14 protein-coding genes are annotated in these 11,180 nt (G+C 49.0%); 12 read left to right on the top strand and 2 right to left on the bottom strand.

The genetic code is table 11. The features are described from left to right. From EXT46_RS17755 to EXT46_RS17745, 3 genes are all read left to right on the top strand, one after another. Positions 1-635, top strand: a 635-nt coding sequence (locus tag EXT46_RS17755) for a chemotaxis protein CheW (protein WP_130148903.1), incomplete at its 5' end; no start/stop codon positions are given. Between the two features lie 62 nt (positions 636-697). Beyond that, on the top strand, positions 698-1,192 hold the full coding sequence (locus EXT46_RS17750; protein ID WP_022944775.1) for a chemotaxis protein CheW: 495 nt from the start codon (positions 698-700) through the stop codon (positions 1,190-1,192). A 3-nt stretch (positions 1,193-1,195) separates the two neighbouring features. Then, positions 1,196-1,612 (top strand): DUF2802 domain-containing protein, encoded by a 417-nt coding sequence (locus EXT46_RS17745; protein WP_130148901.1) that lies wholly within the window; start codon positions 1,196-1,198, stop codon positions 1,610-1,612. Here EXT46_RS17745 and EXT46_RS17740 read toward each other — a convergent pair. Further along, complete coding sequence (locus tag EXT46_RS17740) at positions 1,609-1,914, bottom strand: EscU/YscU/HrcU family type III secretion system export apparatus switch protein (protein WP_022944773.1); 306 nt, start codon at positions 1,912-1,914, stop codon at positions 1,609-1,611. The two genes, EXT46_RS17745 and EXT46_RS17740, sit on opposite strands and share 4 nt — an antisense overlap. Position 1,915: 1 nt before the next feature. Next, positions 1,916-4,120, bottom strand: coding sequence for a flagellar hook-length control protein FliK (locus tag EXT46_RS17735; RefSeq protein WP_130148899.1), 2,205 nt, complete (start codon positions 4,118-4,120; stop codon positions 1,916-1,918). A 102-nt stretch (positions 4,121-4,222) separates the two neighbouring features. Here EXT46_RS17735 and ccmA point away from each other — a divergent pair, with 102 nt between their 5' ends. From ccmA to ccmI, 9 genes are read left to right on the top strand one after another with little or no spacing between them, the layout of a single operon-like run. Further along, on the top strand, positions 4,223-4,843 hold the full coding sequence (gene ccmA, locus EXT46_RS17730; protein ID WP_081604405.1) for a cytochrome c biogenesis heme-transporting ATPase CcmA: 621 nt from the start codon (positions 4,223-4,225) through the stop codon (positions 4,841-4,843). After that, the gene (ccmB, locus tag EXT46_RS17725) at positions 4,843-5,529 is read left to right on the top strand and encodes a heme exporter protein CcmB (RefSeq protein ID WP_022944770.1); all 687 of its coding nucleotides are present in this window, start codon (positions 4,843-4,845) and stop codon (positions 5,527-5,529) included. Before ccmA ends, ccmB begins: the two co-directional genes overlap by 1 nt. 1 nt (position 5,530) lies before the next feature. Next, entirely contained in the window at positions 5,531-6,280 is a 750-nt protein-coding gene (locus EXT46_RS17720) for a heme ABC transporter permease (protein WP_022944769.1), read from the top strand. Continuing rightward, complete coding sequence (gene ccmD, locus EXT46_RS17715) at positions 6,270-6,482, top strand: heme exporter protein CcmD (protein WP_022944768.1); 213 nt, start codon at positions 6,270-6,272, stop codon at positions 6,480-6,482. Before EXT46_RS17720 ends, ccmD begins: the two co-directional genes overlap by 11 nt. After that, positions 6,479-6,958 carry a cytochrome c maturation protein CcmE gene (gene ccmE, locus EXT46_RS17710; RefSeq protein ID WP_022944767.1) on the top strand — a complete coding sequence of 160 codons (480 nt, stop codon included), beginning with the start codon at positions 6,479-6,481 and terminating at the stop codon, positions 6,956-6,958. Before ccmD ends, ccmE begins: the two co-directional genes overlap by 4 nt. 3 nt (positions 6,959-6,961) lie before the next feature. Beyond that, a complete protein-coding gene (locus EXT46_RS17705; protein ID WP_130148897.1) occupies positions 6,962-8,914 on the top strand; it encodes a heme lyase CcmF/NrfE family subunit in 1,953 nt (650 codons plus the stop codon). Beyond that, positions 8,911-9,480, top strand: a complete 570-nt coding sequence (locus tag EXT46_RS17700) for a redoxin family protein (RefSeq protein ID WP_130148895.1) — start codon at positions 8,911-8,913, stop codon at positions 9,478-9,480. Before EXT46_RS17705 ends, EXT46_RS17700 begins: the two co-directional genes overlap by 4 nt. Continuing rightward, positions 9,477-9,938: a cytochrome c-type biogenesis protein gene (locus EXT46_RS17695; RefSeq protein ID WP_130148893.1), complete on the top strand. Its 462-nt coding sequence runs from the start codon at positions 9,477-9,479 to the stop codon at positions 9,936-9,938. The genes EXT46_RS17700 and EXT46_RS17695 overlap by 4 nt, the downstream gene beginning before the upstream one ends. Further along, positions 9,938-11,173: a c-type cytochrome biogenesis protein CcmI gene (gene ccmI, locus EXT46_RS17690; RefSeq protein ID WP_130148891.1), complete on the top strand. Its 1,236-nt coding sequence runs from the start codon at positions 9,938-9,940 to the stop codon at positions 11,171-11,173. The genes EXT46_RS17695 and ccmI overlap by 1 nt, the downstream gene beginning before the upstream one ends. Positions 11,174-11,180 lie beyond the last annotated feature (7 nt).

Genomic DNA, 11,180 nt, shown 5'->3' with positions numbered 1-11,180 from the left:
AGCAACAGCAACAGCAACAGCAACAGCAACAGCAACAGCAACAGCAACAGCAACAGCAACAGCAACAGCAACAGCAACAGCAATCCAGTACGCACGTTGAGGATATTGCTCAGGCAATTAATAAGGCAAAACCTGCATCCTCTGGCACTCAGCTGCGCGCGCCACAGGCGGCGCGAGAAGAATATATGCAGGGCGAATTTCAGGCGCTGTTTTTTGACGTGGCTGGTTTGCTATTAGCAGTGCCTCTGAAATCTCTCGGTGGTATTCACCAGATTGGTGAAGTAAACCAATTATTCGGGAAACCACCTTGGTTTAAAGGGGTGATGTTAAACCGCGATGAAAAAGTTAGCCTTGTGGACACTGCCCGCTGGGTAATGCCAGAAAAATATGACAAAAACTTGGAACAGGCATTAAACTATAAGTATGTGATAATGCTTGGAGAATCTCAGTGGGGATTAGCCGCTGAGAATTTGATCAACAACGTAACCCTGAAAAGTGAAGACGTAAAGTGGCGACAAAGCCATGGTAAGCGTCCGTGGCTTGCTGGGGTTATAAAAGAAAAAATGTGTGCTTTAATTGATGTGGATAACCTGCAACTGCTTTTAGAGCAAGGGTTAGACAGTCAGGCTGAGTAATCAGGCACAAACTAATTGGTAACCAAGGCCGATTCATGACAGACGGCGTTATGGAGCTAAGTATGAGCGAAGAAAGAATAGTATCAGCGAAAGATGTAGACAGCAGTGATGAGGTACTGCAATGGGTTACCTTCCGGTTAGAGGAAGAGACCTATGGTATCAATGTGATGCAGGTACAAGAAGTACTTCGTTATACCGAGATTGCGCCCGTGCCCGGTGCACCCAGTTATGTCCTGGGTATTATTAACTTGCGGGGCAACGTGGTTACCGTGATTGATACCCGTTCACGCTTTGGGTTGGTTGACGCTGAAGTCACTGACAACTCTCGTATTGTGATTATCGAGGCGGAAAAGCAGGTTATTGGTATTTTGGTCGACTCGGTTGCTGAGGTAGTGTACCTGCGCAGCTCCGAAATCGACAGTGCGCCCAACATTGGCACAGAAGAGAGTGCTAAGTTTATCCAAGGGGTCTCAAACCGTGACGGTGAGTTACTGATTTTGGTGGATCTAAACAAACTACTCAGTGATGAAGAGTGGGACGAGTTAAGTAATATCTAAGTAATGAAAGACCCGAATCTGCTGTATATGATAGCCGCTAGCATAGTGTTATTGCTGGCGGTTTTAGTAATAGTGTTGTGGTTACGTACGTCGCAATTGGTGCGGCAAATGCGGGCGCTGCGACAAAACATGGACACTGAAAAACAGGCGTCATCACAAACGCAAATTTTGCGTGCGGAGGTCAGTGAGTTGCGCACAGCATTGGCAAATATGAGCAACCGTATTGGCCAAATTCAACAGCGCACCGAAGAAGTGGCGCAACAGCAAGACACTATTCGTGAAGCAGACCCGCAAGCGCGAATCTACTCTCGAGCAGTAAAAATGATTGAGCTAGGTGCGCCCATGGAAGAAGTCATGAGCGAATGTGAGCTACCTCGGGCAGAAGCTGAGTTACTGTTCTCACTGCATCAGAAAAATTAAGCTTTCACATTGAGCTTATTGCTAAAGTTCTGCCACCCAGGTGGAAACTTCCCACGTAATACATAGGAAAAGGCAATAAGCTCAGCAATCACATAATAAAGCTCTTTGGGGATTTCTTGGCCTTGATCGAGCTTTTCTAAGGTCTTCGCTAAATCAGCATCTTGGTGAATTAAAATGCCTTGTTCTTGCGCTGCTTCGATAATGTGCTCGGCTAACTCGCCAAACCCTTTGCTTGATACGGTTGGCGCACTGCCATGCTCGTAGAGCAGTCCAATGGCACTGCGTTGAGTCGATGCTGTCATACTACACCTTTAAATTAACGATACTATGACGGCGATAAAACTGCCGCCACTGTTGTACTTGTTGTTCACTCACCTGCTCAACCTTAATGGGCGCAACACCGAGGCCGTGACTTTGCAGCTTGCGTCTTAGTGTTTCACTGTGTTCGTTGGCAAGGTGGTGCAAAGCCTGAGAGCTGGCGCGAAGTTCACAATTGAGGGTTTGCTTACACAAGTGCGCCTGCACACTGAGCTCGCCCAATTTCGGGTAGTCAAATTGCATACGCACAAACCACACGTCTTCGCCTTTACCTTGTTGGCTCTTTTCTTTGTAGCGACCAATACTTAGCTGCGTTTGTCCTGCTTCAGGTGGCAAGCGCATAGGTAAAAACAGCTGTACCAAAGGGTTAGAATCTTGCTGCGTTGTTAATTGTGGAGCGCTGGACTGTGGCGTCATACTTTGTTTAATGGCTGCCAAATCGCCGCCTAATGCTTGCGCTCCCGCACTTTGCAGTTGCTGTAATACTTGCTCAGCAGCAGACGCTGGCGCTTGCGGTGTTTGGGCTAAAAGTAGGTTTATCAGTGGCATCAAGGCGCTTTGGCTGTGAGGAGCCATGGTGCTTGGCAGTTGTTGTAGGCTCTGAGCGCCCAACAGTGATAGCAAAAGAGTATCGATTTGAGCAGTGACGCTTGCACGGTACTGGCTGACAGGCTGTGACCAAGGCTGCAATTGGGCTTGCAACTGATTGACTGTGTTGGCTGCCGGGGTATGCGGTCCAACCATTTTACTAAAAGCTTGATTGACGAGTTGCTGTAGCTCTTTAGGCGCGTTCTGCACCAGAGTGTCTAGATTGGTAAGGTGATGAGTCAAGCTGTGCTGTGCTGTATAAGGTTTTATTAGTGGTGCCATTAACGCCTTGCTGAGAGGTAAGGAGAGTACTTGCTGTGCCCCTGATACCGTTTCTTTAGCAGCCCCGGGCACCAAGGTCGCTTTTACCGTGTGTTGCATCTGTGCGGTTAATGCTAATAGCGGCGATTGACTGCGAAGGGTATTAAGCAAGGTGCTCACCTCAACGCCTGGGCTTGATGGTTGCGCCATGGCGTTGTGTCTTGCCGCGCCATTGAAGGCGCTGAGTGACACCGGTTCAAGCCTTTTCGGCGAATCAAGTAGCACCATACTCAGTAGTGGTTTTGCAGTACTTTGTAATAACTGCTGAGCACTTGCGAGTGAATTGATACTTGGCGCACTTCGCCCTTGCTGCCAAGACTGTAATTGTTGCTTAGCATGCTGCCATAATGAGGGGTTTGCCTTGTTGTCTGTTACCGGCCTATCACCGAGTTGCTGTGTTGCCGGGGAGGCCTTGGCGGTGCTTTGAGTGCCCACAATCACTTGTGGGCGGGCAACGTGTAAGTCAATACGCGGCAATTGCAGTTTGAGTTGTAACGCAGGTGATGTTGGCGCCACCCCCAGGCTTGTTGTGAGACCCTGAGTTGGCAGTTGAGCCGATACGGTTCGGTTTATCGGCAAGGTCAATATGGCTTTATTCGCTTGGCCACCGACCAGGTTGAGCTGAGCATGCTTACCATCGGGACGTGGTAGCAACTGCAAGTTCATCGGCGTCTTTAGCAGCATGGCAACGAGCTTTTGTTGGCTCATCGGCAGTGGTAATTGGCTCCCTCCACTAAGCGGTAAGTGGGCCTGTATCTTTCCTTTCACTAACTGAACGATCAAGGATGTCGGCGATGGCTGAGCGTTAATTATCTCGGCACTGGATTTATTTAGATGCAAGCTGGCATTAAGCGCCGGTATTGATAACGCTGCTTTGTCAGTTAATTGCACGGTTAGCGCCAAACGCGTTGGGCTTACAACTTGGCCCTGACCATTGGTTAAAGCTGCGCCAAGCAAACGCATTATATCCTGAGCGGAGCCAAGGGGCAGCGAGGTTTTGCTGGGCGTTAATTGCAGTTGCCCTTGAGCATTAAGTTGTACGGTGCCTTGCTCAATAGTTAATGGTAGCGGCCCCTTTGGTGCTGATTGCAGGGGAACCTCGAGGGTACGCCATTGACCTTGTAGCTGAACTTGCATTGTTGCTTTGTCAGCGCTGATATGAACATTTTTAACCGCCAAGGGCTGCTCAGTGGGCAGCGTGAGTGTCTTAGCCTGCTGCGTATCGCCAGCGATGCTCAGCGTTTGTGTGTGATGAATTAAAGGGGCAGATGGGCCCGACATATTACCCCCGAAACAAGATCAAAGTTTTGCCCGCAATTTTTCGCATTAGCATAGCATTATGGTAGACTATCGCCCAATTTTAAGCACTGAGAATGTCTGTTCGTGTTACACGTTGACGCAGTCACTTGCATTAAGCAAGAGCGATGCCTGTTTGAAGACCTTAGCTTTTCGATAAACGCTGGGGAGATCATGCAGTTAGAGGGGCCTAATGGGGCTGGGAAAACCTCTTTATTGCGCATTTTGGCGGGCTTTTCAGAGCCTATGCAAGGGCAAGTGCGCTTTATGCAAAAGTGTATTCGCCGTGACTACGAAAACTATGCGCAGCAGGTGTTGTTTATTGGCCATAAAACGGGTGTAAACACACAGTTAAATGCATTAGAAAATTGTCAGTTTTGGCTTGATACCCACGGATTGAAAACCGACCTCAATATTTATGATGTGCTGAGCAATCTTGGCTTAGTAGGACTAGAAGATGTTCCGGTGCGACAATTATCAGCTGGCCAACAGCGCCGTGTTGCCTTGGCTCGGTTATGGCTCAATGATGCCAAACTGTGGTTTTTAGATGAGCCATTCACTGCTGTAGATAAAAAAGGCGTGGCATTATTGCAACAGCGTTTCGCTCAGCATTTAGCCCAACAAGGGGCGATTTTACTCACCAGTCACCAAGACTTGACCGCGCACTTTTCTCACCTCAGTAAGTTGCAGTTGGAGTATCGCATTTAATGATTCAGCAGCACTCCTACTGGCGAGTTTGGGCCAGCGTGTATAAAAAAGATGTGCGTCTTGCCTTTCGCCAGCGCAGCGATATTGTTAATCCGCTGCTGTTTTTCTTAATCGTGATTACACTGTTTCCACTTGGCGTGGGTCCTGAGCCAAACTTATTGGCACGTATGGCGCCGGGTATTATTTGGGTCGCTGCTTTACTAGCGACGATGTTGGGTTTGGATAAAATGTTCCGAGATGATTACCTAGATGGTACTTTGGAGCAGTTATTATTGTCGCCATTCCCTTTGTCGCTGAGTGTGTCGGCAAAAATTGCAGCGCATTGGACCATTACAGGCTTGCCAATGGTGTTATTAACACCACTGTTCGCATTACTAATGAATTTAGAAATGCAGGCCCTCAATGCAACGTTGTTAACGTTGCTTATCGGTACTCCATTATTAAGCTTGATCGGGGCGATCGGCGCGGGGTTAACCGTGGGTTTGCAAAAAGGGGGAGTGTTACTCAGTTTGTTGGTCTTACCGCTGTACATTCCCGTATTGATTTTTGCGACTTCCGCCATTGATACAGCCAGCATGTCGTTGGCTTATGGCGGTCAGCTCGCAATCTTAGGTGCATTTCTTACCGTCGCCATCGTGCTTGCGCCTATTGCCGTTTCATCAGCATTGAAAGTGAGTATTAACTAGTATGTGGAAGTGGTTACATCCCTATGCCAAGGCCGAGCGGGCCTACACGCTGTGTAACACACTGTTGCCGTTTTTTGCAGTGGTTACCGTGATATGCATGATCTTAGGTTGGGTTTGGGGGTTGGCTTATGCGCCGGCCGATTACCAACAAAAAGACAGCTATCGCATTATCTTCATTCATGTACCGTCGGCTATTTGGTCGATGGGTGCTTATTCGTCGATGGCCATTGCCGCCATCGTCGCGTTAGTATGGCAAATTCGCAATGCCCAACTGGCGGTGATTGCTATTGCGCCAGTGGGTGCGGCAATGACGGTGATCGCATTATTGACCGGCGCCGCGTGGGGTAAACCTATGTGGGGTACTTGGTGGGTATGGGATGCGCGCTTAACCTCAGAGCTCATCCTGTTGTTTTTATACCTAGGGGTCTTGTCTTTGTACCATGCCTTTGAAGACAAACGTGCCGGAGGCAAGGCAGCGTCTATTTTGGCCCTTGTCGGAGTGGTCAACTTACCGATTATTCACTTCTCAGTCGAGTGGTGGAATACCCTGCATCAGGGCTCAACCATTACTAAATTTGATACCTCTGCCATCGACCCAAGTATGTTTTGGCCGTTAATGGTTAATATTGTCGCTTTTGCTGGTTTTTTAGGCTGGGCAACGTTGATCCGTTTGAAAACGGAGCTGTTAAAAAGTGAACAACATCGACCGTGGGTGAGAGCACTCGCCACAGGAGCAAAACATGGAGTTTAATAGTTTTTCTGAATTTCTCGCCATGGGTGGGTATGGCTTTTATGTATGGCTTTCCTTCGGCAGCTGTGCATTTATTTTGATTGCGCTTTTAGTGACCTCGCTATTAGAGAAACGTAACGTGCTCAAGCAGGTTGCCGCTCAAAGCGCACGAGAGCAACGTATTGAGAGGGCGAAACGCTCGCAGCAGGAGTCGTCACTATGAACCCAAGACGCAAAAAACGCTTAATCACCATTATTGCCTTATTACTCGGTTTATCATCGGCGGTGGGGCTTACTCTGTATGCGTTGCAAGAGAACATTAACCTTTTCTATACCCCCAGTGAGCTGATTGAAGGCAAGGGTAAAGATTTGGAAAAACCCAGCATTGGCCAAAAACTACGGATTGGCGGCATGGTGGTGCCAGGCTCAGTCAAGCGCGACGAAAACTCGCTATTTGTAGAGTTTAAACTGATCGACAGTGGCCCTATGGTTACCATCCGTTACAAAGGCATCTTGCCGGACTTATTCCGTGAAGGCCAAGGCATCGTAGCCCAGGGCACCTTAGTGCAGACCGATGTGGTTGAGGCATTCGAGGTACTCGCCAAGCACGATGAAGAGTACATGCCAGAGGAAGTGGCAGAAGCGGTGAAGGGTATCAAACACGAGAAACCTAAATACAATAGCAATTACGGCAACTAAATTATGATTCCAGAGCTCGGGTACTTTTCCCTAACCTTAGCAATGGTGCTGTGTGTACTGTTGTTTATATTTCCTTTGTGGGGTGCGCATACCGGTAATCTCAGGTTAATGCGTGCAGCTCCGTCGTTGGCCGTGGGCCAATTCATTTTTGTTCTGCTCTCTTTCGCGGCTCTTATTTACGCCAGTGTCACCGATGACTTTACCGTCGCCTACGTTGCTTACCACTCCAGTAGCACGCTACCTTGGTATTACAAAATAACCTCGACTTGGGGTGGCCACGAAGGTGCTATTTTATTATGGCTGGTCATGCAAGCGGGTTGGACAGCCGCAGTGGCGCTGATGTCTAAATCGTTGCCATGGCCGCTGCGGGCACGGGTGCTCGGCGTACTTGGGTTCTTAGCGGTTGGCTTTATGCTTTACACCTTATTGATGTCGAGCCCGTTTGAACGCTTATTACCTTACTTTCCAGTAGAAGGGCGCGATCTTAATCCTTTGCTGCAAGACCCTGGCATGATTATTCACCCGCCATTGCTGTATATGGGCTATGTGGGTTTATCTGTCTCTTTCTCATTTGCTATTGCCGCACTGTTGACCGGTCAGCTAGATAATTTGTGGGCCAAGTGGTCTCGTCCTTGGACGATGGCTGCCTGGGGCTTTTTGACTCTCGGTATTACTATTGGTAGCTGGTGGGCTTATGCTGAACTTGGCTGGGGGGGCTGGTGGTTCTGGGACCCAGTAGAGAACGCCTCACTGATGCCGTGGCTGGTGGCCACCGCATTATTGCACTCTTTAGCGACCACGGAAAAACGCGGCATCTTTAAGTCATGGACTGTGCTATTGGCCATCGCAGCGTTCTCGCTGAGTTTACTGGGTACCTTTATCGTGCGTTCAGGGATCATCGTCTCGGTGCACGCGTTCGCGTCAGACCCAGATCGCGGTATGTTTATTTTGGCGTTTTTAGCCATCGTCGTCGGTGGTGGCTTGTTGCTGTATGCACTGCGTGCAGGGCAGGTACAAAGTGAGGGGCGTTACAGCCTATTCTCTCGTGAGGTCGCACTGTGGCTAAACAATATTTTACTAGTGGTGGCAACCCTTATTGTCCTGCTTGGCACTTTGCTTCCTATGGTGCACAAGGAGCTTGGCCTTGGGTCTATTTCCATTGGTGAGCCGTTCTTCAATCAGATGTTCAGTTATTTAATTGTGCCTTTTGCCTTGCTATTAGGCGCCGCACCATTGCTACGCTGGAAGCAGAATAAGTTTAGCCAAGTGGCACGTAAGTATGGCCTCGGGCTAGTCCTGACACTGATCGCGACGCCGGTGTGGCTGTATAGCAGCTTCGATAACGTCAGTGCCTTAACGCTATTGGCCACCGGCCTTGGAGTGTGGGTGTTAATCATGAGCGCCCAAGACCTGTTGTTAAAAGTGTCACAAGCAAACAGTGTGGCCACTGGCATTAAGCGCCTCGGTTTGAGCTATTGGGCGATGCTGCTTGGCCATGTCGGTCTTGCTTTAGTCGTGATCTCGGTCACCCTAACATCGGCTTATTCCACCGAACGAGACGTGCGCGTTGAGCCCGGTGAGCAAGTTGCCTTGGGCGGCTATGAATTCCGTTTTGATGGTGTGAAAGTCATTCGCGGCCCCAATTACAGTGGACACGCTGGCGTCGTCACTGTGTTTGATGGCGATGAGGTGGAAGCCGTATTACATGCAGAAAAACGCCGCTATGACATCGGCATGCAGTTTATGACCGAAGCTGCGGTTGACCCAGGTTTTACTCGTGATTTATACCTGGCCCTTGGTGAGCAGCTCAGTGGTAATGCCTGGTCCTTACGCTTGTACCATAAACCTTATGTGCGGGTGATGTGGCTAGGTGGGATATTAATCTCCTTAGCTGGGTTTGTTGTGTTGTTCGATAGACGCTATCGCCGCCGCGTGCGTAAGGAAGGTCAGTCATGAGTAAAAAGTGGATAGTGATTACGCCGTTATTAGTTTTCGTGCTGTTATGCGGGTTTTTACTCAAAGGCCTTTTCTCGGATCCGCGCGAATTACAAAGCGGTCGCGTGAATCAGCCTTTGCCGGCCTTTGACTTGCCTGATCTCATGGATCCAGATAAACGCTGGACCAATGCCGACTTGCAAGGGCAAACCTATTTACTCAACGTATGGGGCACTTGGTGTCCTACCTGCTTGGCGGAGCTGGGTTATTTGACCGAGTTGCGCGAGCAGGGAGTTAGTATTGTTGGTTTGTATTATGAGCAAGGCTACGACCCTGACTTTGACGGTCAATTTAACCTCGCTGCTTTGCAGCAAGAAGTGCGTGATATGTTGGCTCGTGCAGGCGACCCATATCAATTCAACATGCTTGATCTAGATCGCCAATTTCTTCTTGATTTAGGCGTTTCAGGCGCGCCCGAAACCTTCCTCATTGATAGCGAGGGGAAAGTGCTTGTGCATCATACCGGCGACATTAACCAACGTGTGTGGCGCGCTAAGTTCGCACCCTTAATGCAGGAGGCGCAATGAGATATTTACTATTAGCCATAGTCCTGATGTTGGCGCTGCCAGCACTTGCTGTGGAGGAAAAGTACGATTTTGCTACTGACGACCAAGCACAGCTATTTTCAGAGCTAACCAAAGAGCTACGCTGTCCAAAGTGCCAAAATCAAAACATCGCTGACTCTGATGCCGTGGTGGCCAAAGATTTACGCGATAAAGTCGAAGAGCTCGTTAAACAGGGTCAAAATAAAGACCAAGTGATTGATTATATGATCGATCGTTATGGTTACTTTGTGCACTATCAGCCGCCAGTCACCCCTGCGACCATTTTATTATGGATCTTGCCAGGGCTGATCGTTATTGCTGGCTTAGCTTTTATTGTTTTACGGCAAAAGAAAGCGGCGCAAAAAGCAAGTTGGTCAGCGGCCGATGAGCAAAAACTGCAGCAACTTATCAAGCAATATCAGCGTAAGGAGTCAGCGTAATGCTTACTATGTGGGGGGGCTTTGCTGCCCTGATTATTATTGCTTTAGCGTTTGTCTGCTGGCCGTTTTTTCGACGTTTTCAGGCACAGAGTAATTCAGGCGTTAATGCGCAGCGTATCGACATCTTCAATCAACGTCAGCAAGAGCTTGCAGACGAACTCGCCATGGAGCGCATCTCACAAAGCAGTTTTGACGAGTCCATGGTTGAGCTGAAGCGTCGTTTACTGAATGATTTATCACCTGAGCAACAGCTACATGGCCGAGGTAATAACCGTATTTTGGCGTTAACAGGGGTGCTCTTTGTGGTGGTCCTCAGTGGCGTGTTTTACTATTTTACTGGCAGTTATCAGCAGCTAAAGAGCTGGGAGCAGGCTATTGAACAACTGCCTGAGTTAGGTGAGCGCGCGGTGATGGGCAAAGGTGAGCCATTGTCGGCCAACGAGCGACAAGCGTTATTACTCGGGCTTCGCACCCGCTTGGCACAAGATGGCGATGATGCCGTTGCCTGGCTGATGTTAGGACGCGTTGCTATGACTCTGGACGAGTTTGAAATGGCCACTCAAGCTTTTGATAAAGTATTGGCCATGGACCCAGACAACTTAGGCGCTAAAGTCAGCTACGCACAAGCGCTACTGGTTCGGGGTAACGACAGCAGTATGACGCAGGCAGCAAAGTTACTCTCGCAAGTGTTGCAGCAGCAGCCACAAAACATGGATGCGATTTCCATGTTGGCGCTGATAGCCTATGAACGCCAAGATTGGCTTGAAGCAAAAAGTGCCTTTGAGCTTATTTTATCGTCCATGCGTCAAGACGACCCGCGTTATGCCATGGTGGCGCAGCGCATCGATGAAATCGAGCAACGCATTAGTCAATCGCAGCAAAGCTCCGGTGATGAAATAACGGTTGCTGTCGCGCTTGCCGATAAAGTTAAAGATCGCATTCCCCATCAAGCCATTTTGTTTGTCTATGCTAAAGCTGCTTCCGGGCCGCCTATGCCTCTGGCAGTAAAGCGTTTTTCTGAATTTTCATTGCCAATGACGGTGACTTTATCGCAAGCGGATGCGATGATGGCGGAATTAACATTGGCTCAATTTGAGCAAGTGCAAATCATTGCTCGTATCTCCAAAGATGGTGATGTCGCCATTGCCAGCGGCGAATTACAAGGACAGTCTGGTGTGATTGACCAGCAGCAACAGAAGCAAGTGGACGTGCTTATCGACACTTTGATTCAGTAGGAAGTGA

Origin of the sequence: Pseudoalteromonas sp. CO325X (assembly GCF_004208955.1) — a bacterium.
GTDB classification, from domain to species: domain Bacteria; phylum Pseudomonadota; class Gammaproteobacteria; order Enterobacterales; family Alteromonadaceae; genus Pseudoalteromonas; species Pseudoalteromonas ruthenica.
The sequence above is the reverse complement of the archived record's forward strand: the minus strand, read 5'-3'. Positions and strand labels throughout refer to the sequence as shown.